Raw genomic sequence first — 23275 nt, 5'->3', positions numbered from 1 at the left:
GTGCTCCCCACCGTGCGACCGCCGGAACGCCGGGTCCGGCGGGTCAGTTCCCTGGCGGCCCTTCGTCGCGGCGGTGGGCGCGCATGAGCCGTTGCGCGCGGAGCGCGAGCTGCATGTTCAGCCGGTCGTCGGCGTCCTTGAGGCGGTCGCCGAACAGTTCCTCCAACTGACGGAGGCGGTTCCGCACGGTCTGCGGATGCACGCCGAGCCGCTGTGCGATCTCCGGCGCGCCACCGCGCGTCTCCAGCCACGCCAGCAGGGTTTCGCTGAGCCGCTCCCGCTGTTTCCCGCTCAGCGAGGTGAACGGGTCGAGGCTCTGCTTGGCGAGTTCGGCGCCGAGGAAGTCCTCGGCGAGCAGCCACAGCGTGGCGAGGTGGTCCCGGCACCAGATGACCGGGCCGGGCGCGTCGTCGCTGTTCAGCAGTAGCGCGCGGCGGGCGGTGCGGAGGGCGGCCGGGGCATCGGCGAGCGGCACGACGGGGGAGACCGCCACGCGCCAGCCGTCCAGCGCGTCCTTCAGCGGGGCGAGATCGGTGTCCGGATCCGCGGTGAGCAGGTACGGCTCGGCCGTGTCGAGGTCGGCCAGCACGGTGGTGTCCAGGAGGTGGACCGGGAAGTCCGCCGCGCCGGGAGCGCGCTGCAGCGCGACCATGGCCGCGGCTCCCGGAACCCGCCAGCCGGCGCCGTCGGCGAGGCTGGCGATGCTGCACGCGGACCCTTCCGGCGCCTGGGCGATCAGTTCGAGCAGGCGACGGCGCCGGAGCGGGATCGCGCCCGCCGCCCTGGCTTCCGCCTCCTGATACCCCTCGATCGTCGTGGCGCACAGTTCGTCGACGTAGACGAAGACGGACTCGGCCGCGAGCGCGATGACGTCGGAGCCGACGCCGAGTCCGCGCACGATGGGCCGCATCGCCCGCCATGCCGCCCGTGCGCCGACGGTCACGCTGTCGTGCAACGGTTCCAGGCTGCGGCCCTCGGTGAATTCGATCCGCCCGCGCATGCGGTAGAAGTCGATCCAGCGGTCGTGGGGCACGTCCGGATCGCCGATGCACTCGACGTAGTGCCGCACCGCCCGTTCGCAGGAGACGACCAGGACGCGGCCGAAGAGACCGCGCAACGGCTGCGAATACGCGGTGACCGAACGCTGCACCTGCTTGACCATGGCGGCCGCGGCGTGCCCGGTATACGGACGCAGTTCTTCGCCGAGCGAACGCGGCAACGCCGCCAGCATGCCGAAACCGCGGTACTCCACCACCAGGACCACCCTTTGATTTTCTTCGAACGCCGGAAGGAAACATGAATCCGTTTGCATAACCGCGTCGGATCGACGGGAACGGTGCGGGCCGTTTGTACTGGATCGGCGGACGGCGTGTACCCCGAATGTGACGTTGAATTTGCAACGGAAAGTCGCGACGCTCAGCCACGTGACAACGAGCGGGCGTTTCGGTGTGACGTCTTTTGACACGGATGTGTCGGCGGTTCTACGCTCCGTGCATTCGAGTGCGCCGGTGGCGCGCGGACGAAAGGGAATGGGTGCCCGTAATCGTCGGCCTACTTCACAGCGGGGGATCGCACACGTGAGCTGGCAGCCCGTCGGCGTGTTGTGGGAACGCCTCCCGAGGGAACTCGGTGACGCCGTCCGCCCGCGGATCCCGGCGATCGCCCGGCACTGCGTCGACGCCGTGGTGTCCGAGATCAGCGAATGCGCCGAAGTGTTCAGCGACGGCGAGGCCCGTGCCGCGGCCGTCGAGCTGACCAGGCGCAGTATCGAACGCGCCATCGACCGGGTCGGCGTCCCCGAACTCCTGCAGAACGATCTCCTGGTGGATTTCCGCGCGCAGGGCCGGATCGCGTTCCAGCAAGGGCTCAGCCGGGAGGCCGCACAGGCGGCGTTCCGGGTCTCGAGCCGGGTGCTGTGGCGCTCGATCGCCGCGATCGGCCGACAGCTCCAGTTGCCGGGCGACGTCCTCTACGGCGCCGCGGAGTGCCTGTTCGGTGACGTCGTTGAGGTGACGATGGCGCTGACGGACGGATACAACGCCGCCCAAGCCGAGGCGACGGGGCCCGCGGAGCAGCGGGCGAGGCTGTTCCGGCTGTTGACCGGTGGCTCCGGGTACAGCCAGGCCGACGCCGGCGCTCTCGCCGTCGCGATCGGTTGGCGGATCCCCGAACGGATCACCGCGGTCGTCTTCACCGCGACGCCCGGCGCGCCCTCGTTCCCGCCCGGCCTGCTGCCCCCCGCGGTTCCGGTGGACCTCGTCTCCGACGTGCCCGGCGCGCTGGTCGCCTGTCCGGAGGCCGACCTCGGCGGCCTGCGGGAACTGCCGTCCGGCTGGTCGGCGACGGTCGGGGTGTCCGTCCCGGTCGCGCAGGCGGCCGAGTCGTTCCGGATCGCCAGGCGTGCGTCCGAACTCACCCGGCGGGGGATGATCACGACGGTCGGACCGGTGCTGTGGTGCGAGGAGCACATCACCACATTGCTGTTGCTCGCCGACGAATTCCTGCTCGACCGGCTGGCAGGGGAGGCGCTCGAACCGTTGTCGGGGCTGGCGCCGCGCCAGCACGACGAACTGGCGGCGACCCTGCTCACGCAGGTGCAGACGCGGGGGAGCGCGCCCGAGATCGCCCGGCGGCTCGCCGTGCATCCGCAGACGGTGCGGGCGCGGCTGCGGCGGCTCACGGAGCTGTTCGGCGAACGGCTGGACGATCCGGATCAGCGGCTGCGGATCGAGCTGGCGCTGCGCGCGGAACGGCTGCGCCCCGCCGACGCCTGACGCGCCCCCGCCACCGGGAACACCCAGCGGCGGTAGCCCCACCAGCGGAACGCCGAACCCGCCGCCGTGCCCAGCAGCATCCCGCTGACGAAGTCGGCGATCTCCTGGACGAGGAAGCTGACTTCGGGCACCTCGAGCCGCAGGACGTAGCGCGAGATCAGCGGCGGGCACAGGTTGATCGTCACGGCGATCACGTTCACGGTGAAGAACAGCACCGCTTCCGGGAAGCCGCGTCTGCCGCCGCGGGTGTGGAAAGCCCAGCGCCGGGACAGCAGATACGCGAAGACGGTCGCCACGACGGTCGCGATCGCGAGCGCCGTGACCGGTTTCTCGGGCAGTACGGTGAGTTTCAGCCCGTAGTTGGCCCCGAGCGTGAGCCCGAAAGCGGCGAGACCGACGGTGGCGAACCGGAGCAGCTCACGCCGCCCGCCGGTCCGCGCACCGTCGTCCACAAAGGATTCCGGGGCGGTTCCGAGCACCGCCCGCTCAGCAGTTCGACGTCGCCGGGGCGCCCGCGACCCGGTCCTTGAGGAAGGCGAGCACGTCGGCGTTGCCGGTGTAGACCGCCGTGATGTGGTCGGTGTCGAAGGTCTTCCAGGTCGTCTTGACCCCCGCGGCGCAGTAGGCCTTGTGCAGCGCGTCGGCCTGGGCGAACTGGACGAGCTGGTCCTGGGTGGCGTGGTAGAGGAGCACCGGGACCTTGGGCGGAGTGCCGCCGAGCTTGTTCTCGTTGAGCCGCTTCACCCATTCCGGCCGCACGTAACCGGCGCTGGTCGTGTAGTCGGCGATCTTCTGGTTCGCGTACGTGGTGAGCAGCTCGAACGTGCAAGCGCTCTTCTGCATTTCCGCCAGCTTCACGCGGCCGTTGTCGCTGAGGAACGAGTCCAGTTTCAGTTCGGGGTAGGCGTGGTCGAGGCCGATCAGGGCGTAGGCGAAGACGCCGAAACCGAACTTCCCGTCGAGTTGCAGGGTGACCTGGACGAGGTCGGCGGGAACGCCGCCGGCGGCGACACCCACGAGATTCAGCTCCGGCGCGTACGCGGGTTGCAGTTCGCCTGCCCAGGCCGCCGCCCCGCCGCCCTGCGAGTACCCGCGGAAGAGCACCTTGGCGTCGGTGGACAGCTTCGCCTCCGGCAGGCGCTGCGCTGCGCGGACCGCGTCGATCATCGCCGGCCCTTCCGAACGCCCGACCACGTACGTCGTCTTCGGATCTTGGCGATAGCCCTCGTAGTCGGTGAGCGCGACGGCGAATCCGGCGTCGAGCGCGTCGTCGAGGCCGGACTGCTCGTAGAACGCGCCGATGTCGATCATCTTCGACGGCGTGCAGTGGAAGGCGGGGCCGTGCGTACCGGCGCCGAACGAGACGATCGGTGCCTTCGCCGGGTCCACGTTCTTCGGTACCAGCACGGTCCCGGTCACCGCGTCCGGCCGTCCGAGGGCGTCCGTCGACAGGTACATCACCTGCCAGGCGTTGACGGAATCCTTACGCGGACCGGCTTTCGAGACACGCGAGCGGATGATGTCACCCGGTTTGCCCGCCGGGAGCGGGGACGGCGGGGTGTAGAACGCGTCGTCGGACGCCGCCGGGGCGGCGGAACTCGCCGGGTTCCCGCTCAGCACGGTCAGGAGACCGGCGGACAGGACGATCGCCAGCGCGACGGCGAGTGTCCGGCGGGACGGGCGGGGGAACGTGGTCGGCACGGCCGGGCCTCCAGGGCGGATGGACTCGATGTCGGATTCGGGTAGTGCACGCGCGGGCCCGCCCCGGGCATCGGCGCGTTGCGAAAGCCACTTTCGCAACCTTGACGGTTGTGAAAGTGGCTTTCGCGACACCGCTTCCGCGCCGGGCACGGTACTCAGGCGTTGCCGCCGTAGACCTGGCGGCAGGTCGTGGACTCGGTGAACGCGAGATCCAGTTCGGGGTTGGCGCGCAGATGCTTGATCGGGCCCTCCGGCTCGCTCAGCCCGCTCATCGTGCTGTCGGCGTCGGCGACCACCTTCTGCAGGCTCGCCTGGTCGGTGACCTTCGCCTCCTGCATCCGCGTCAGGGTGGCGGACACCTTCGACTTGGTCTCGCCGAGCGTGGTGGTGGCCTTGTCCACAGCGGACTGTCCATCCGGGACCGGCGGCACACCGGCGTTCCGGATCCCGCCCGCCATGTCGTCGAGGGCGGCGGTGAGCGAGTTCAGGAAACCCACCATCGCGGTCTTGGTCCCCTGCGGGTCGGCGGGGTCGAACGCGGGCGGCTTCGACAGTTTCGCCGATCCCGTCGCGACGCCCGAGCACACCTTGTCCACCCAGGCGAGCGCGGCCGGGTCGGCGTGCTTGCCGGCGTCGGCGGGTTCGTCGGACCCGCAGGCGCTCAGCAGGACCGCCGCGGCGGTCACGGAGACGGCGGCGAACGCGGTTCGCGCTGCCGTGCGGCGCATTCTTTTCATGATTTCCCCGTCGAATTCGGCGAAAGAGGCCTGTCCCGCCCGCGACGAGCGCGATTCCGCGATGGTCGGCGGTGACCGGCTTGCTGAACCGCGAGGTTACTCACGAAAGATTACGGCAGGCAAGGCGGCGGCGGCCCGGAAAAGGGTGATTGGCACGCGCGAGATAATTTTCAGTGACACGATTGTCACCCGCGTCAGCGGTTCCGCCGGCGCGTCCACCTGGCTCTGAACTGGGGAAACCCATGTGCCGCTACTAGGAACCACCCGGTTCTACCGTGCCCGCGTGACAATTTACCGGCGGCGGGTCGATTTTTCCGGTGAAGCACTTGATAGCGGTGCGGACGCGTCGTTAGTTTACTGTTCGGTTGCGATCCGTCAGACATCGTCGCTACCCGGAGAATTCTCCCGGGCCGATATTCATTGCTCTGGGGAATTGTACGCCGTTTCGTATCATCGTTGATACCACGGAAGGACGATCGTGAGTCACCGAAGAGGAACCAAGAAGGCGGTCGCCGCCGCCGCTGCCGGTGCCGTTGGCCTCGCCGCCGCGGTACTCGTGGTCGGGGCGCAGTCCAGTGTCGCCGATCCCATCTCGCTCCCGCTCAACTACCACTGCGACCTGCCGCTCGTGGGGTCGCAGTCGCTGAAGGTGGTGATCAACACCGATCTCCCGCTGTCGGTCAAGACCGGTCAGCCGACCGGCACGTTCGACATCAAGGCCGTCTCCACGATCAACGCGGACACGGTCAGCGGGCTCAACCTGATCGGTGCGACCACGCTGGAAGGCCAGGCCATCGCGGCGGCGACCGTGGCGGCACCGGGGCTCAACCTCCCGGTCAGCGTCCCGAACGACATCGCCAAGCAGAACATCCCCACCTCGGGCGAGATGACGGTCAACGCGTCGGGCAAGACGCCTTCGCTGACCTTCAACCAGCCCGGCGAGGCGAAGATCACCGTGGGCGACCTGCGGCTGAAGGTCACCCCGCGCAAGGCCGACGGTTCGGTCACCGGCATCACGCCGGACGGCACGATCGACGCGCCGTGCAAGCAGGATCCCGGCCAGAACAACACCCTGGCCACGATCAAGATCGGTGACGGCGGTGGCGGCACGACCACGCCCACCACCCCGACCACGCCCACCACCACCCCCACGACGCCGACCACGACGCCGACCACGCCCACTACCACCACCCCCGGTGGCGGCGGGATCAAGTACGCGTTCGGCATCAAGGGACAGACCGCGCTGAAGTCGCTCGGCAGCACCGCGGCGATCAACGGTGGTTTCGACGCGGACGTGGACCTCGCGTCGAAGACGTTCACCGGTGACCTGAAGCTCGACCCGTCGTCCACCCAGTTCAAGCTGTTCGGGTTCGTCGACGGCCGCTCGGAGATCAAGGTCGAGCAGGTCGGCAAGCAGACCGGTGAACTCGTCGGCACCGGGTTCAAGGCGCACATCAAGTTCAACGTGTTCCTGCCGAGCGTGCAGATCTTCGGGATCCCCATCAGCAACGACCCGAAGTGCGGCACGGTCAGCCCGTCCACCAGCGAGATGACCACCGGTCCGGACTTCGACCTGCTCAAGGGCGGGAAGCTCACCGGCACCTACTCGCTGTCGGCTCTGCAGAACTGTGGTTCGTTCAACGACATGATCAGCATGTTCGCCAAGAGCGACGGCAACACGCTCGATCTGAACCTCACCAAGAAGTAAGTCAGGCAGCCGGTCCCCGTCGCGTTCCGTGACGGGGACCGGTGCCGTTTCCGAGCCGTCCAGGAAGGCGACCATGCCCCTTCGCATCAACGTCCGGATGCTGCTCGCGGCGGGCCTCGTCGTGCTGATCACCGCCGGCTGCCTGCTGTTCGTCGCCGTCCGCAGCGCGGCCGCCGGTACACCCGTCGACAAGAAACTGTCGTTCACCTGCCCGTTCCCGCTGATCGGGCTGCAGAAGCTCGACGTCGACATCAAGGCCGACTTCGAGGTGCCGACGGCGCCCGGCGGCACGCTCACCACCTCCGGGCTGACCATCACCGTGACCGTTCCGGACAAGGCGGCGCGCGGGCTCAACCTCGTCGGTGCCACCACCATCGAGGGCACCGCGGCGGCCGGCGTGACACTGGTCAACGGCGACGCGAACCCGCTTCCCGTGCGCATCCCGCTGAACGTCGCCAAGACCGACATCCCGCCGTCAGGCACGTTCAGCCCCGTGGCGACCGGCTCCGTGCCCACCATCACGCTGGCGAAACCGGGCAAGACGACGCTGACCGTCGGCGACTTCACCACGCGCCTCACCCCGAAGAAGCCCGATGGCTCCTTCACCGGGCTCGGCTCCTTCACCTCGGACTGCACGCTCGACCCCGGCCAGGATCCGGTCCTGCTGTCCTTCGAACTCGGCGACAAGCTGTCGGGGCATCGGTTCGCGATCGCCGGGAAGACGGGCGTCAAGGCACTCGGTGCCGACGCGCCGCTGACCGGCACCTTCGAACTGAGCCCGACCGCGGCGACGGTGTTCAGCGGCGGTCCGGTGTTCGACAAGGCGCATACCGACTTCCGGCTGTTCGGCTTCCTGCCGGGTTCGGCCGATCTGGAGTTCGTCGCCGACGGGCCGCAGGGCGGCGACCTCGCCGGGACCGGTTTCGTCGCGCGATCGCGGTTCACCACCGTCCTCCCGCTGGTGACGCTCGTCGGCATGCCGGTCAGCACCGGGCCGGGCTGCCGGACGTCGGCCCCGTCGACGGCGGAACTGCGCACCGGCGATGGTTTCACCATGGCGAAGGGCGGCGCGCTGCGTGGTACCTACTCGCTGGCGCCGCTGACCGGCTGCGGCGCGTTCACCTCCTACGTGAGCTCCCTGGTCCAGGGGGATGGCAACACCTTCGACCTCACGCTGACCCCGCGGCAGGCCTAGTGGTCCAGCTGGTCGTGAGTGGCGATTCGTGTTCTAACCCGAAACGCCACTCACGACCACCTGGACCGAAGCCTGACTCGAGACACCTGCTTCCACCACCACCGCAGTAGTCGGGCCGGGGGCGGCCCCGGTTCCCGGCGGCGGTAATCTGCCTCGCGACACGACCCGGACACCTGTTCCGCCACCGAGGAACCACTGGTGAATCCTGGGAGTGCCACGAAATGACGATTTCCGCGCCGGAGGCCGCCGTCCGCACGGTGGAACTGACCGTGTCGGGGATGACCTGCGCCGCCTGTTCGGCGCGGGTGGAACGCACGCTGAACAAGCTGGACGGCGTCCGCGCGTCGGTGAACTACGCGACCGAGCGCGCCACCGTGCAGGTGCCTCAAGCGCTGGACGACGACGTCCTCATCGAGCGGGTCCGCAAATCCGGCTACACGGCGGAAATCCGCGGTGAGGAGGATCCGGACATCGGCTTCGCCCGGGTCCGGGATCTCCGGCGACGGCTGGTCGTCGCCGCGTTGCTGGCGATCCCGCTGGGGAACCTCTCGATCACTCTCGCGCTGGTGCCGCGGCTGCGGTTCCCCGGCTGGGAACTGCTGTGCCTCGCCTTGGCCGTTCCCGTTGTCTTCTGGTCCGCGCTGCCGTTCCACCGCGCCACGCTGCGGAATCTCCGTCATCGGTCGTCCAGTATGGACACTTTGGTGTCACTGGGCGTGCTCTCGTCGTTCGCGTGGTCGGCGTGGTCCGCCTTCGCGGGCGGCACGGAGCCGGGGTACTGGATCGGCTTCGGCCCGACGGCGGCCGGCGCCGACGCGATCTACCTCGACGTCGCCGCCGGGGTTACCACCTTCCTGCTGGCCGGCCGGTATTTCGAGAGCCGGTCCAGGCGCAGCGCCGCCGGGCTCCTGGCCGCGCTGGACGCCTTGGCCGCCAAGGACGTCCGGGTGCTGCGGGACGGCGTCGAGCGGATGGTCCCGGTCGGCGAACTGGCCGTCGGGGACCTGTTCGTGGTCAAGCCGGGCGAGTCGATCGCCGCCGACGGCGTCGTCCACAACGGACTGTCCACTGTGGATGTGAGTGCGGTGACCGGCGAGCCGGTGCCAGCGGAGGTCGCCACCGGCGACCGGGTCGTCGGCGCTTCGGTGAACCGGGACGGCAGGCTCGTCGTCCGCGCGACCGCGGTCGGCACGCATACGCAACTGGCCCAGATGACCGCGCTGGCCGAACGCGCGCAGGCCCGCAAGGCCGCGGTGCAACGGCTGGTCGACCGGATCTGCGCGGTGTTCGTCCCCGCCGTGCTCGGCGTGGCCGCGCTGACGCTCGCGGCCTGGCTGCTCGGCGGGGCACCCGCCCGCGAAGGGTTCGCGGCGGCCGTCGCCGTCCTCATCATCGCCTGCCCGTGCGCGCTCGGGCTGGCGACGCCGACCGCGCTGATGGCAGGGGTCGGCCGGGGAGCTCAGCTCGGCATCCTCATCAAGGGACCGGACGCGCTCGAGGCGAGCCGCACGGTGGACACCGTGGTGCTGGACAAGACCGGCACCGTCACCACCGGGAAGATGACCGTCACCGCGTGCCGTCCCGCCGACGGGTTCACCCGCGGCGAGCTGCTGCGGTTCGCCGGGGCCGTGGAGGCCGGTTCGGAGCACGCGATCGCGGCGGCCGTGGTGACCGCGGCGCGGGCGGAACTGCCGGACCTTCCCCCGGTTGAAGGATTCGGCGCGCTGCCCGGGCTCGGTGCGAAGGGCGAGGTCGAGGGGCAGGAGGTCCTGGTCGGCAACGCGCGCCTGTTCGCCGAACGCGGTATCGCCGTGCCCGGCGACTTCATGGCGGAGGACGGCACCACGGCGATCCTCGTCGCGGTCGACGGCGGGCTCGCCGGGCAGCTGGCGATCAGGGACGTCGTGAAGCCGTCGGCGCGGGCGGCCGTCGAGGCCCTCCACGCGCTCGGCCTGCGGACCGTGCTGCTGACCGGCGACAACGAAGCCGCCGCCCGCGTGGTCGCGGACGAGATCGGCGTCGCCGACGTGCGTGCCGGAGTGCTGCCCGCGGAGAAGGCCGCGGTCATCGAGGAACTGCGGGCCGGGGGAGCGCGGGTCGCGATGGTCGGGGACGGGATCAACGACGGTCCGGCGCTGGCCACCGCGGATCTCGGCATGGCGATGGCACAGGGCAGCGACATCGCGGTGCGCTCGGCCGACCTGGTGCTGGTCCGCGAAGACCTGCGCGTGGTTCCCGACGCCATCCTGCTCGCCAGCCGTACGCTGCGGATCATCCGGGGGAACCTGGCCTGGGCGTTCGGCTACAACGTCGCCGCGATCCCGCTGGCCGCGCTCGGCCTGCTGAACCCGCTGATCGCCGGGGCGGCGATGTCGCTGTCGTCGGTACTCGTGGTGTCCAACAGCCTCCGGCTCAAGGACTTCCGACGCGCCGCGTGACACTTGCGGGTGGTTTTGTACCATCGCCCCTCGGGACAAGGGGGCCTTCGTGAAGCCGTTGAACACCGGTGAACCCACCGCGGTGGGGCGCTACCGGGTGTTCGCCGCGCTCGGCGAGGGCGGAATGGGCAGGGTGCTGCTCGGGATCTCCGCCGACGGGCGCCTGGTCGCGATCAAGCAGGTCCACCCCGGTTTCGCGCACGATCCCGGCTTCCGCGAGCGGTTCCGCCGGGAGGTCGAAACCTCCCGCCTGGTGTCCGGCGCGTACACCGCACCGGTCATGGACGCCGACCCGAACGCGCCGACACCGTGGCTGGCGTCGGTGTTCGTGCCCGGGCCGTCGCTGTCCGAGGCGGTCTCCGCCGCCGGACCGCTGCCGCCGATGGCCGTCCGCCATCTCGCCGCCGGGCTCGCGCTGGCGCTGGGCGACATCCACCGTGCCGGGCTGATCCACCGCGATCTGAAGCCCAGCAACGTCATCCTCACCGGTGACGGACCCCGCGTAATCGACTTCGGGATCGCGCGCGCCGTCGAAGGCGACTCCGAGCTCACGCACACCGGTGCCGTCATCGGTTCGCCCGGATTCATGTCCCCGGAACAGGCCGAGGGGAAGCCGCTGACCCCGGCGAGCGACATGTTCTCGTTCGGCGCGCTGCTCGTGATGGCCGCGACCGGACGCGGACCCTTCACCGGGACGTCGACTCCGCACACGTTGTACAACGTCGTGCACCTCCAGCCCGACCTGCGGCAACTGGCGCCGGAGCTGCGCCAGATCGTCGAGCCGTGCCTGGCGAAGAACCCGTCCGACCGGCCGTCACCCGCCTGGGTGCTGGAGCGGCTCGGCCCGGTCCCGCCGACGACCAGCCCGTGGCCGCCGGTGGTGTCCCATCTCATCGAGGCACAGCAGGCCGAGGTCCGGCGGCTGCTGAACCCACCGCCGCCGAAGCGGTCCCGGCGCGGCCTGTACGCGGGGCTGGCCGCGGCCGCCGTGGTGCTGCTGGCCGGCGGCACCGTCGCGGCGGTCTCGCTCTCCGGGGACGACCCGCCGCCGGCCGCCATCGCGCCGAGTTCGCCGCCGCAGCCGGACGAACCGGTCGCCACCCCGGTCAACCAGGACCCGCTCGGCCCGGACAACCTGCGCCGCGTCGACCTGTGCAAGGTGCTCGCGGGCCGGGACGTGCCCGGGTTCGGCAAGCTGACCACGGAGATCGACATCCAGTTCGACTCGTGCACCTACGCCTCGCCCGCGGGCAAATGGCTGGAGCTGAGCGTCGGTGGCGACCTGATCGAAGGTGAAGCCGGTGGCGAGCTGGAAGGGCTTCCGCTGCGTATCAAGGGCTCCGACGACGCGTGTGCGGTCGCCGTCCCGGTCAGCGGCCTGCCGAACACCAAGCTGAGCGTGGACGTGAACAGGCTGTCCACAAAGGACCAGGCGTGCTCGGTGGTGAAGGCGGCGCTCGCCGACGCGGTCAAGCGGATCCGCGCCGGAGGCCACGAGCGCGAACTCCCGGCGGGCACGCTGGCTCCGCTGGACCCGTGCGCGCTGCTCGGCCCCGCGACCACGGACCGGTTGATCGGGCCGGTCGTCGAAACGATACGCGAGCATCTGCACCAATGCCGGTACGACGCCGCGGGCAACGTCCGCCTGAGCTTCGTGCGCGCGTACCCGCCCGCGCAATCGAAGGACTCGTACTACACGGAGGTCGCCACCCTGGATCTCGGCGGTGCCAAGGTGTACCTGGCCAAGGTGGACGACGGCATCGCGCGGTCCACCTGCTCGCTGACCTGGCAGCATCGGTCCGTCAGTGAACGCGACGGGGAGAACGTCGAGCTGACGGTCGGGACCAGCGGGACCAAGATGACCGCCGACGAAGCCTGCGAAAAGGCGAAGGGCTTCGCCGGGGCGCTGCTGCCGAAACTTCCGAAACCCTAGGGCTGACCAGTGAAACCGTTGAACCCCGGGGAACCCCGGCAGATCGGCCCGTACCGGATCGTCGCCGAGCTCGGCGAAGGCGGGATGGGCCGCGTCGTGCTCGGCCTCGCCCCGGACGGCAGGCTCGTCGCCGTCAAACAGCTGCACGCCCAGTTCGCGCACGATCCACGCTTCCGTGAACGGTTCCGGCGCGAGGTGGCCACGTCGCGGCTGGTCTCCGGCGCCTACACGGCCGCCGTCATGGACGCCGACGCGGAAGCGGAAACCCCTTGGCTCGCCTCCGTCTTCGTCACCGGACCGTCCTTGAAGGAGGCCGTGGACGGTGCCGGGCCGCTGCCCGTCGAGTCGGTGCGGTTGCTGGCGTCCGGGCTCGCCGCGGCGCTGACCGAGATCCACCGTGCCGGGCTGATCCACCGGGATCTCAAGCCCAGCAACATCATCCTGACGAGTGACGGACCCAGGGTGATCGACTTCGGCATCGCGCGAGTGGCGGAGGACGCGCAGGATCTCACCGGAACGGGCGCGATCATCGGGTCGCCCGCGTTCATGTCCCCGGAACAGGCGGGCAGCGGGCGGATCACCGGCGCGAGCGACGTGTTCTCCCTTGGCGCGATCCTGGTCATGGCCGCGACCGGACGCGGCCCCTTCACCGGGCCGACCGCGCCGCAGACGCTGTATAACGTCGTGCACGCCGCGGCGGATTTCAGCGACGTCCCGGACGAGATCCGGCGGATCGCCGAGCCCTGTCTGGCCAAGGATCCCGCGCGACGGCCGACTCCGGAACAGATCCTGGACTTCCTCGGCCCGGTGCCGCCGGGCGCGGCGCCCTGGCCACCCGCCGTGCACGCCCGGATCCAGCGGCAGGACGCCGAAGTACGCTCGGTGCTGGCCCTGCCCCTGCCGATCTGGCGTCCGCCGCCCAAGAAGATGGCGCCGCGGACGAAGAAGATCCTGTTCGGCTCGCTCGCCGCGGTCGTCCTGCTCGTCGTTTCGGGGATGGTCGCGCTCGGCCTCACCATCGCCGAGCACGCCAAACCCGAGAACCCCGGGACGACCTCGCTGTCGGCGAACGAGGCACTCGGCGCGGAACGTCTGCGCCTGGTGGATCCGTGCAAGGTGCTCGCGGGCCGGTTCGTGCAGGAGTTCGGCACCCTGAAACCGGATACCGACCTGATCTACCCGGCCCGCTGCAAGTACACCGGTCTCAAGGGCGTCACCTTCGAACTCCGGCTCGGCGAAGGGGTGAGCACCAGCAGCCTCGAACGGACGGACCGCACGGCCGAAGGGCTTCCGTTGCTGCGCAGCACGATCAGCGGCGGATGCGACTCGGTCGCCCAGCTGCCGACGGACCGGCGGCTCGGCGTCGTCGTCTCCCATCCGGGCCGGCAAGGTGACCCCTGCAAGGCCGCCGACGACATGCTGACGGCCGCGCTCACCCGGCTGCGCACGCACGAGGTCGACCGCGCGGGTGATCCGGCGAGCCTGCTCCCGCTCGATCCGTGCACGATCGCCGATCCGGCGGTGCTCGCCAAGACCATGCCCAACGCGCAGCCTGCCCCGCGAACGCTGCGGATCTGCGAGTGGCTGGGCGGCGGGGAGACGATGACCATCGAATTGCAGCGAGGTTCCTACGCGCCGGAGGGTTCGCCGGTCGACCTCGGCGGCGGTGTCACCGGCGACATGCGGGAGTTCGGGGGTTCGAACTGCGCCGTCACCTGGCGGCATCGTGCGCTGCCGGACCGCGAAGCCGAACACGTCGCCGTCCGGCTGCTGGGGCGCGAGGGGAGTGGAAGCCCTTGCGACCGGGCGAAGGAGATCGCGGGCTCGGTCGCTTCGAGGTTGCCGAAACCCTGAGCTTTCGCGGAGGGGAACCCCTGTGACGGCCCGGAAACGGGGTCCGCTAAGCTATCGCCAGTACGAACGACACACACCACGCGCGTTTAGCTCAGCGGGAGAGCGCTTCCCTGACACGGAAGAGGTCACTGGTTCAATCCCAGTATCGCGCACCAGGTCCGCTTCCCCGGCGGACCGGAGTTCGTACCGCGGGCGATTAGCTCAGGGGGAGAGCGCTTCGTTCACACCGAAGAGGTCACTGGTTCGATCCCAGTATCGCCCACCGCAGTGAAGGCCCTACCCGGCAAGGGTGGGGCCTTTTCGCGTCTCTTGGTGACGAGTGTGCGAGGGTGTCGCGAAAGCCACTTTCGGGACATCAGGCGTCCCGAAAGTGGCTTTCGCGACAGGATCCGCCGGGCGGCCGCGGCCCCGGCCGACGTTGCGAAAGTGGCTTTCGCAACCCTTCCTCAAGCGGGCAACGAGCTCGGAAGCCTCAAGGCCTCGATCATCGGGATGAGCGTGTCCATGGTCGCGGCGAGGTCGGCCTTCGGGTCGGGGGAGTGGGCGAGCCAGACGGCTGCCTCGTTCATCGCGCCGGAAAGCAGGCGTACCAACGGTTCGACGGGTCGCTTCGCCAGGACGCCGTCGGTCATCAGGCCGGTCAGCGCTTCGGCGAGGTGCCGGGCGGACGACTCCGCGTCCAGTTCACGCCAGTCCTGCCAGCCGACCACCGAAGGGCCGTCCAGCAGCATGATCTGCTGGGTCTCCGGATCGGTCGCCGCGGCGAGGAACGCGCGGCAGCCGGCGAGCAGCCCGGTCCACGAGTCCGGCGCGGCGTCCGCGGCCCGCGCGATCTCCTCGCCGACGTCGTGCTGTACAACGCCGAGCACGTGCCGGAACAGGTCCGCCTTGCTGCTGAAGTGGTGGTAGAGCGCGCCTTTGCTCACACCCGCGGTCTGCGCGATGGTCTCCAGCCCGACCTTGCCGTACCCGTGTTCGGCGAACAGTCGCCGGGCGGTGGCGGTCAACGCCTCCATCGTCTCTTCGCGTTGCTGCTGTTTCGTCCGGGCCATGGCCCGAATCTTGACATACCGACCGTCGGTTGGCTAACTTCAAAGAAACAAACCGACGGTCGGTATTGTTCGCGAGCAAGGTGGCCTTATGCGTCTGACCAGCTTCTATCCCGTCCTCATGACCGAGAAGATCGCCGAGACACGGGACTTCTACTGCCGCCACTTCGGCTTCGAGCCCACTTTCGAAGCCGACTGGTACGTCAGCCTCAAACGCGGCGCATGGGAGCTGGCGATCCTCGCGCCCGGGCACGAGACCATTCCCGCCGGGGCGGGCAAGCCCGTGCAGGGGCTGCTGCTGAACTTCGAGGTCGAAGACGTCGACGCCGAGCACCGGCGGCTGATCGTGGAGGCGGGCCTGCCCGAGGCGCTTTCCCTGCGCAGCGAGGACTTCGGGCAGCGGCACTTCATCGTCGTCGATCCCAACGGCGTGCTGATCGACGTGATCCAGGAGATCCCGCCGATCGGGGAGTTCGCCGAGCAGTTCACCGACGAGGCCCGCCCGAGCTGACGAGCACGGCCACCACGAACAGCCCACAAGCGACGGCCGCCGACACCTGCAACCCCGTGGTGCAGGCGGCCTTCGCGGCGGCCAGCAATTCGTCGGCCAAATGCGAGGAGAGACCCGACGCGGCCGCTTCCGCCTGGGCCGGGCCTGACAGGGCGAGCAGCCGCGCCGGTTCCGGTACGCCGGAAGGGACGGCCAAGTGCCCCGCGTACACCGCGGCGGCCAGGGAACCGAACACCGTCGTCCCGAAGCCGGCGCCCAGTTCGTACCCCGTCTTCTCCACCGCCGCGGCGCCGCCCGCCTGGTCGGCCGAGGTCGCCGAAAGCAAGGTGTCGGTGCTCGACGTGAGCGCGAGCGCCATCCCGAGTCCCAGCCCGGTCAGCCCCACGCCCAGCAGGACCGGTGACGTGAGCGTGGCCGATCCCGCCGCGGGGACCAGCAATGACACCGCCGCGACGGCGAACCCGGCCGTGCGGACCCGCGCGTTGCCGAAGCGGCCCAGCAATGAAGGGGTCACGACACTGCCGACGGCCGAAGCACCCAGCACCAGCAGCAGCCGGCTCGCCGCCGCGGTGGGCGAAAGCCCGAGCACCACCTGCAGGTACTGGGCGAACAGCAGGCCCAGCCCGACGAGCGTGCTCATCACCAGCAGCACCCCGCCCACCGCGGCCCGTACTCCCGGCCGGCGGAACAGGGTGAGGTCCAGCAGCGGCGGATCGGTCCGCCGCTGACGGCGCAGGAACAGTCCGATGAGGACACACCCGGCCGCCCCCGAGGCGACGGCCGTGGTCCAGGAGCCCGGGTGCCCGACGGCGAAAGCGATCCCGAGGACACCGCCCGCGGCGAGGGCGGCGCTGAGCGCGTCCCACGGACCACGGCCCGGCGGATTCCGGGGGAGCCACAGCAGCGCCAGCACGACCGCAGCCAGGATCACCGGCGGATTCAGCAGGAACGTCGCCCGCCAGCCCCACGCCTCGACGAGCACCCCGCCGAGGAACGGCCCGAACACCGACCCGGTACCCGCGATCCCGCTGCACACCGCGATCGCCGTGCGGCGATGCCGCTGCTCCGGGAACAGTTCGCGCAGCAGCGACATCGTCACCGGCATGATCATCGCGCCGCCACAGCCGAGCAACGCGCGGAACGCCAGCAGCGCCGGGACGTTCGGCGCGAAAGCGCAGCCGAGCGACGCGATCCCGAACACGACGTACCCGGCGACCAGCACGCGCCGCCGTCCGTACCGGTCGCCGAGCGTGCCGAACGGCAGCAGCAGCGGCGCGGCGGTCAGGGGGTAGATCGCCACGATCCACACCTGAGCCGACGCGCCGGGCCGCAGCTGCCGGACGAGGTCGGGCAACGCGACGTGCAGCACGGTCGCGTCGACCGCCACGAGGAAGAGCCCGGCGCCGAGTACCGCCAGCAGCGGCCAGGCGCGGTCGACCGCTCGCTCGGCCCGGGCCGTGGTCACAGGAGTCCCGTCAGATGCCTCGCCACGACATCGACGCAGGGCGGGTCGACGACCGACAGGTGATGCGCCTCGACCGGCACGATCTCCAGCCCCGGGCACAGCTCCGCCCAGCCCGCCGCGAGGTCGGTGCGCGAATACCGGGGTTCCATCGCCAGCCCGGCCGCGTACTGCTCGGTCGCCCGGTAGAGCACGACCCGTCCGTCGTAACGGCGCGGCGTACCGCGTTCGGCCGCTAGTGTGTCCAAAAAGGACTGTCGCTGGTGTCGGAGCACACCGGGGCTGAGCAGGCCTGCTTCGGCGACACGCCGCATGGTCAGCTCGATCTGTTCCTCTTCGGGGAGCGGAGCCAGCTCCTCGTGGCCGAGCCGGACTTCGCGGCCGTAGGTCCCCTCGACGTAGCCGGTGAACCGCAGGAACCGCCGGGCGGACGACGCCCTCGGGTCGAGGTCCGGTTCCGGAAGCGGGAGCATGGTGTCGATCAGCGCGACGAACTCGACCTCTTCACCTTCTTCGGCGAGCCGCGCGGCGACGCCGTAGGCCAGCGCCCCGCCGAACGACCAGCCCGCCAGCCGGTACGGCCGGTCGCGACTCTGCGCCCGCACCAACGGCAGCAACTGCTCGACCCGGTCCTCGATGCTGACCCCGGGGACGCGTTCGAATCCGACGCACGGCACACCGGAAGGCAGCCGCTCCAGCAGCGGCCGGTACACGGTGCAGGTGCTGCCGCCCGGGTGGAACAGCAGCAGCGGCGCGACGCCCGCTTCGCCGGGAACGAGGATGTGCACCGGCCCCCGCTCTTCCCTCGTGTCGAGGATGGCGCGGGCGACGTCGGCGATGGCCGCGAGCGAGTCGTGCCGCCGGAGTTCGGCGGCGGTGACCGGGCTGTCGAGTTCGGTGCTGAGGCCCTGGGCGAGTAGTTCGGCCAGCCGGTCGGGTGTGCCTGTCTCGGTCAGCCGGACGTGCGTGCCAGTCGCTTCGATCCCGGTGTGCTCCTGCCACAGACGCAGGACGAGGCGATCCGCCGCGTCCCAGGCGCGACCTCGGGACGGCAGTGGTTCCTCGTTTTCCCGGGGTGCGAGATCACGGCTGAGGTCGGCGAGGGTGGCGCCGCGGAGCACGCTGACCGCGTCGGGTTCCGTACCGAACTCGCGGCGAACGGCTTCGGAGATCCGGTTCGCCATCAGGGAATCCAGTCCGAGCTCCACCAGCGGGACGTCGGCGTCGAGCCGATCGGGACGCAACCCCATGACGGCGGCGACGATCTCGGTCAGCCGGTCGCCGCCGGCGGTCCGCTCCGGTTCGGGTTCCGGCGTGCGCGCCGCGAACGACGGCGGTGCTTCGGCGGTGGTGTACCAGTGGCGTTCGTGCCGCCACGGCATCGGCGGGACGTCGACCAGCCGGGAACCGTCGTCCGGATCGGCGGTGGTGATCCGGGTGCCCGCGCAGTACAACTCGGCCGCGGCGGCGCCCAGTGTGCGGACTTCGTCCTGCCCCCGGCGCAGCGTTCCCGTGACGACGGCGTCGTCGATCCCCTCGGCTTCGAGGGTCCTCACCACCGAGCCCCGCAGGATCGGATGCGGCGACACCTCCAGGAAGACCCGGTGCCCGTCCGCGGCGGCGGACGCCACCGCTTGCCGGAACCGCACGGGACGGCGCAGATGCGCGGCCCAGTACCCGGCGTCGAAGTCCGGCAGCTCCCGCGGATCGGCGAGAACCGTGTCGTACCAGGGCACGGTCGGACGGCGGCCGCCCAGTTCGGCGAGCGCCTCCCGGAGTGCGGGAAGCACCGGATCGACGCGGGCGGAGTGCCCGGCGACCTCGACCGGCAGTCGCCGCGCGGTCAGTCCGGCGGCTTCCAGTTCCGCGACGAGGAGATCGAGCACGGTCGCGTCCCCGGCCACGGTCAGCTGCCCCGGCGCGGATTCGACGGCGAGTTCGATGTCGGGGTACAGATCCAGTTCCTCCGGCGCCAGTTCGACCGCCGCCATCGCGCCGCCCGGGCCGAGGGTGCCCAGCAGCCGGGCACGGGTCGCGACCAGGTGGACGGCCTCGTCGGGGGTGAGCACGCCGCTGACCACAGCGGCGGCCGCGGAGCCGAGCGAGTGCCCGACCACGGCCGATGGCCGGACTCCGAGAGCCTCCCACTGCGCGGCCAGCGCCACCTGCGTCCCGAAGATGGCCGTCTGGGTTTCGGGCAGGGACAGCGGTTCCGTGCTGGTGAGCAGTGCGCGGAGCGAGCGGCCGGTGTGCTCGGTGAACAGGTCGTGCAGCTTGTCGACCTGCGCGGCGAACGCGGGTTCGGCGCGCAAGAGCCCTTGCCCCATCCCCGGCCACTGCGAGCCGTGCCCGGAGAACACGAAGACCGGGCCGTCGCCGCTCACGGCGGTACCGGTGACGGCGCCCGCGGGAAGCGGATCGGCGCCGTCACCGACGGCGCGCAGCAGTTCCGCCAGTTCGCCGGTGTCGCCCGCGACGACGGCGGCGCGGTGTGGTCCGCCGTTGTCGCGCCGGGACAACGTATGGGTGATTCCGGCGAGGGACGGCGACGGCGTGGATTCCAGCCAGTCCGCCAGCTGAGCCGCGCGTTCGGTGAGCCGGTCGCGGGTGCGGGCGGACAGCAGCCCGATCCGGACGCCGGCGCGATCCGGCACCGGTTCCAGGGGCGGCGCCTGTTCGAGGACGACGTGCGCGTTGGTTCCGCCGAAGCCGAACGCGGACACGCCGGCCGTGGCCCGGCCGGACCGGCGCGGCCACGGCGTCGGCTCGGTCACCACCTTCAGGCGCAGGTCGTCGAACGGGATATGCGGATTGGGCGCGGAGAAGTGCAGCTGGGGCGGCAGTTCGTCCCTGGTCATCGCGAGGACGACCTTGATCAGCCCGGCGATCCCCGCGGCCGCCTCCGCGTGCGCGATGTTCGTCTTCACCGAACCGATCAGCAGCGGAGCGTCGGCGGGGCGGTCCTTGCCGAGCACGGCGCCGAGCGAGCGCGCCTCGATCGGGTCGCCGAGCAAGGTGCCGGTGCCGTGCGCCTCGACGTAGTCCACAGTGGACGGATCGAGCCGGGCGCCGTGGTACGCCGTGCGCAGCATGTCCTGCTGGGCGACGGGGTTCGGCGCCGCCATACCCTGTGACCGGCCGTCGGAGTTGACCGCGGTGGAGCGGATGACCGCCAGCACCCGGTCACCGTCGTACTCGGCGTCCGTCAGCCGTTTGAGCACGACGACGCCGCAGCCCTCGGCTCGCGCGATGCCGTCGGCCTCCGCGGCGAAGGTCTTGCACCGCCCGTCCCCGGCGAGCAGGCCGGCGGCGGCGAACGCGGCGGTCGGCCCGGGCAGCAGCATGAGGTTCACCCCGCCCGCCAAGGCCAGATCCGCCTCGCCGTCACGCAGCGCGCGCACCGCGTGGTGCACCGCGACCAGCGACGACGAGCAGGCGGTGTCCACCGCCATGCTCGGCCCGCGCAGGTCGTAGACGTAGGAGAGCCGGTTGGCCGCGATACTCCCGGCGGCACCCGTCGCGGTCCAGAGGTCGACGTCGCCGCCCGCCATCGTGAGATGCCCGTAGTCGTGGGTCGAGATACCGGTGAACACGCCGGTCCGGCTGCCGCGCAGCGAGGCAGGGGCGATCCCGGCGTGTTCGAGCGCGGCCCAGGCGACCTCCAGCAGCATCCGCTGTTGAGGGTCCATTGTGGACGCTTCGCGCGGGGTGATGCCGAAGTGGTCGGCGTCGAAACCGGCCACATCGTCGAGGAATCCGCCCACGATCGGGGCCGCCTCGGCGTCCCACCGGCCAGGCGGCGCGGTCCGGACGGCGTCCCGTCCGCTGCGGAGCAGATCCCAGAACTCGTCGATGCCGTCCGCGCCCGGCCAGCGGCAGCCGAGGCCGACGACGGCGATCGGGTCGGTCCGGCGACGGTCCGTGCCCGTCTGCTCCGGTTCGGGCTCCGTGCCTCCGGTCAGCGAGCGGGCCAGGTGGTCGATGGTCGGGCTTTCCCACAGCAGGGTGGCCGGGAGCGGAGTGCCGAGCAGATCCTCGAGGTCGGCGGCGATACCGACGGCCTGACGGGAGGACAGGCCGTAGTCGCTGAGCGGGCGGTCGGCTTCGAGCCGGGCCGCGTCGACGCCGGTGTGCCCGGCGACGGTGTCGAGCAGCCAGCGGCGCAGCGCCGGGGCGTCGAACGTCGGGTTTCTCATCGCACCAAGGCCTTTCCGTAATCGCCGGCGAGGTAGCGGTCGCGGCAGGCGCTTCGCGCGATCTTCCCGCTGGAGGTCCGCGGGACCAGGCCCGCCGGGACGAGCACGACGTCACGCAGCGCGAGGCCGTGCGCGTCGGAAACGAGCCGCCGGATCGACGCTTCGAGCGCCCGTTCGTCCTCCGTGGTCAGCGTGCCGTGCCCGCGGTGCTCGGCGACGACGACCGCGGATTCGGTGTCGGTGCCTTCGACCGCGAACGCGGCGACACTGCCGGGGCGGATGTCGCGATCGGCCGAGGCCGCGGTCGCTTCGACGTCCTGCGGGTAGTGGTTGCGGCCGTCGACGATGAGCAGATCCTTGATCCGGCCCGCGATGTAGACCTCGCCGTCGTACCGGACGCCGAGGTCACCGGTGCGCAGCCAGGGACCCGTCGGCAGGTCCCCGTGGTCACCGGTCAGCCGGGCGCCGAAGGTTTCGGTGCTCTCCAAGGGTTTCTGCCAGTAGCCGGTGCCGACGTTGGGGCCGTGGACCCAGATCTCGCCGACCGCGCCGTCTTCGAGCGCGACACCGGTTTCCGGGTCGACCAGCGCGACGTGCTGCCCCACCGGGACACCGCAGGCGACCAGCCGGAGACCGGTTTCCGCCTGCCGTGCCGTTCCCGCCCCCAGCGCGGCGCGGTCGAACGTGGTCACCCGCGGAGGGACGCCGGGGCCGGTGGTGACGAAGACGGTCGCCTCGGCCAGCCCGTACGCGGGCCGTGTCTTGTCCGGGGTGTACCCGACCTCGGCGAAAGTGTCGTGGAACCGGTCGAGCACTCCGGGGTTGATCGGCTCGGCGCCGTTGACGATCGCGGCGACGCGGTCGAGACGGAGCTTGGCGCGGTCCTGCTCACGCACCCGGCTCGCGGCGTAATGGAACGCGAAGTTCGGGGCGGCGCTCCAGCTCGCGTTGTGGTCGCCGAGCAGTTCCAGCCAGCGCACGGGGCGCTCGATGAAGGCCAGCGGGTCCATCAGCACCGACCGCATGCCCATGGCCAGCGGCGTGATCAGGCCGAGGACGAGACCCATGTCGTGGAACAGCGGCAGCCACGAGACGGTGGTCCCCGACGGGTCGATGCCGAGGCCCCGCACCGCCTGGCCGACGTTGGCGAGCACGTTCGCGTGGGTCAGCACCACTCCAGCCGGGCTGCGGGTCGAACCGGACGTGTACTGCAGGTACGCCACGTCGTCCGGTGCCGGAGCCGGGGCGGGCCAGGCACGGACGGGCCCCGCCTTGTCGGCCGCGACGACAGTGACGTGCTCGCCGCCGGGCAGGCCCGCCAGGAACTCGCGGACCGCGTCCTCGGCCGCGGCGGTGGTGATCACCGCGGTGGGGGAGCAGTCGGTCAGCACCGCGGCGAGCCGTCCGGCGTGCCCGGGCAGCCCCGGATCGAACAGCGGTACGGCGATCGCGCCCGCGGCGATCGCGCCGAGGAAAGCGACGACGTAGTCGGCGCTCTGCGGGCAGAGGATCGCGACCCGGTCACCAGGCGCGACAGGGAGAGCCGCCGCGACGGCGTCGACACGCTCCTGGAGTTGCTTCCAGCTCAGTGTCTTCCGCCGTCCGGCGCGATCGGACGAGAAGTCGGCGAAGGTCAGCGCGGGCCGGTCGCCGTCGGCGTCCGCCCAATGCCGGAGGCAGGCGGGGAGGGTGTTTCCGGGGGCCAGGGACATGACGT

16 protein-coding genes and 2 tRNA genes are annotated in these 23275 nt (G+C 70.8%); 10 read left to right on the top strand and 8 right to left on the bottom strand.

All coding sequences use genetic code 11. The features are described from left to right. Positions 1–43 precede the first annotated feature (43 nt). Complete coding sequence (locus ACZ1DY_RS25835; protein WP_465481144.1) at positions 44–1264, bottom strand: PucR-like N-terminal domain-containing protein; 1221 nt, start codon at positions 1262–1264, stop codon at positions 44–46. Positions 1265–1577: 313 nt separating this feature from the next. Here ACZ1DY_RS25835 and ACZ1DY_RS25830 point away from each other — a divergent pair, with 313 nt between their 5' ends. Then, complete coding sequence (locus ACZ1DY_RS25830) at positions 1578–2774, top strand: PucR-like N-terminal domain-containing protein (RefSeq protein ID WP_465481143.1); 1197 nt, start codon at positions 1578–1580, stop codon at positions 2772–2774. Here ACZ1DY_RS25830 and ACZ1DY_RS25825 read toward each other — a convergent pair. From ACZ1DY_RS25825 to ACZ1DY_RS25815, 3 genes are all read right to left on the bottom strand, one after another. After that, positions 2714–3253, bottom strand: coding sequence for a GtrA family protein (locus tag ACZ1DY_RS25825; protein ID WP_465481142.1), 540 nt, complete (start codon positions 3251–3253; stop codon positions 2714–2716). The two genes, ACZ1DY_RS25830 and ACZ1DY_RS25825, sit on opposite strands and share 61 nt — an antisense overlap. A 7-nt stretch (positions 3254–3260) precedes the next feature. Next, the gene (locus ACZ1DY_RS25820) at positions 3261–4475 is read right to left on the bottom strand and encodes a lipase family protein (RefSeq protein ID WP_126734308.1); all 1215 of its coding nucleotides are present in this window, start codon (positions 4473–4475) and stop codon (positions 3261–3263) included. Positions 4476–4630: 155 nt separating this feature from the next. Beyond that, complete coding sequence (locus ACZ1DY_RS25815) at positions 4631–5203, bottom strand: hypothetical protein (protein WP_126734307.1); 573 nt, start codon at positions 5201–5203, stop codon at positions 4631–4633. Here ACZ1DY_RS25815 and ACZ1DY_RS25810 point away from each other — a divergent pair. The 8 genes from ACZ1DY_RS25810 to ACZ1DY_RS25775 all read left to right on the top strand — a co-directional run bounded on the left by ACZ1DY_RS25810 (position 5193) and on the right by ACZ1DY_RS25775 (position 14602). Beyond that, positions 5193–5441 carry a hypothetical protein gene (locus ACZ1DY_RS25810; protein ID WP_465481141.1) on the top strand — a complete coding sequence of 83 codons (249 nt, stop codon included), beginning with the start codon at positions 5193–5195 and terminating at the stop codon, positions 5439–5441. The two genes, ACZ1DY_RS25815 and ACZ1DY_RS25810, sit on opposite strands and share 11 nt — an antisense overlap. 249 nt (positions 5442–5690) lie before the next feature. Then, a complete protein-coding gene (locus tag ACZ1DY_RS25805) occupies positions 5691–6920 on the top strand; it encodes a DUF6801 domain-containing protein (protein WP_192741856.1) in 1230 nt (409 codons plus the stop codon). Positions 6921–6993: 73 nt separating this feature from the next. Next, positions 6994–8115: a DUF6801 domain-containing protein gene (locus ACZ1DY_RS25800; RefSeq protein ID WP_465481140.1), complete on the top strand. Its 1122-nt coding sequence runs from the start codon at positions 6994–6996 to the stop codon at positions 8113–8115. Positions 8116–8336: 221 nt separating this feature from the next. Then, positions 8337–10553: a heavy metal translocating P-type ATPase gene (locus ACZ1DY_RS25795; RefSeq protein WP_257486042.1), complete on the top strand. Its 2217-nt coding sequence runs from the start codon at positions 8337–8339 to the stop codon at positions 10551–10553. Positions 10554–10602: 49 nt separating this feature from the next. After that, positions 10603–12486: a serine/threonine-protein kinase gene (locus tag ACZ1DY_RS25790; protein ID WP_465481139.1), complete on the top strand. Its 1884-nt coding sequence runs from the start codon at positions 10603–10605 to the stop codon at positions 12484–12486. 9 nt (positions 12487–12495) lie between these two features. Beyond that, complete coding sequence (locus tag ACZ1DY_RS25785; protein ID WP_465481138.1) at positions 12496–14340, top strand: serine/threonine-protein kinase; 1845 nt, start codon at positions 12496–12498, stop codon at positions 14338–14340. A gap of 80 nt (positions 14341–14420) precedes the next feature. Further along, a tRNA-Val gene (locus ACZ1DY_RS25780) sits at positions 14421–14495 on the top strand. A 35-nt stretch (positions 14496–14530) separates the two neighbouring features. After that, positions 14531–14602: transfer RNA gene (locus ACZ1DY_RS25775), tRNA-Val, on the top strand. Positions 14603–14786: 184 nt separating this feature from the next. Here the strand turns inward: ACZ1DY_RS25775 and ACZ1DY_RS25770 are convergent. Then, positions 14787–15392: a TetR/AcrR family transcriptional regulator gene (locus ACZ1DY_RS25770; protein ID WP_465481137.1), complete on the bottom strand. Its 606-nt coding sequence runs from the start codon at positions 15390–15392 to the stop codon at positions 14787–14789. 88 nt (positions 15393–15480) lie between these two features. On the opposite strand from ACZ1DY_RS25770, the gene ACZ1DY_RS25765 reads away from it, so the two are divergent. After that, positions 15481–15900 carry a VOC family protein gene (locus ACZ1DY_RS25765; protein WP_465481136.1) on the top strand — a complete coding sequence of 140 codons (420 nt, stop codon included), beginning with the start codon at positions 15481–15483 and terminating at the stop codon, positions 15898–15900. Here ACZ1DY_RS25765 and ACZ1DY_RS25760 read toward each other — a convergent pair. Genes ACZ1DY_RS25760 through ACZ1DY_RS25750 form a run of 3 tightly spaced genes read right to left on the bottom strand, consistent with a single transcriptional unit; the run spans position 15875 to position 23270 of the window. Further along, complete coding sequence (locus tag ACZ1DY_RS25760) at positions 15875–17365, bottom strand: MFS transporter (protein ID WP_465481135.1); 1491 nt, start codon at positions 17363–17365, stop codon at positions 15875–15877. The genes ACZ1DY_RS25765 and ACZ1DY_RS25760 overlap by 26 nt on opposite strands. Beyond that, positions 17362–21558, bottom strand: coding sequence for a beta-ketoacyl synthase N-terminal-like domain-containing protein (locus ACZ1DY_RS25755; RefSeq protein ID WP_465481134.1), 4197 nt, complete (start codon positions 21556–21558; stop codon positions 17362–17364). The genes ACZ1DY_RS25760 and ACZ1DY_RS25755 overlap by 4 nt, the downstream gene beginning before the upstream one ends. After that, a complete protein-coding gene (locus ACZ1DY_RS25750) occupies positions 21555–23270 on the bottom strand; it encodes a fatty acyl-AMP ligase (RefSeq protein ID WP_257486049.1) in 1716 nt (571 codons plus the stop codon). The genes ACZ1DY_RS25755 and ACZ1DY_RS25750 overlap by 4 nt, the downstream gene beginning before the upstream one ends. Between the last annotated feature and the right edge of the window lie 5 nt (positions 23271–23275).

This window comes from Amycolatopsis sp. PSD-21 (assembly GCF_055561455.1).
This window is presented reverse-complemented; position numbering and strand designations above follow the sequence as displayed.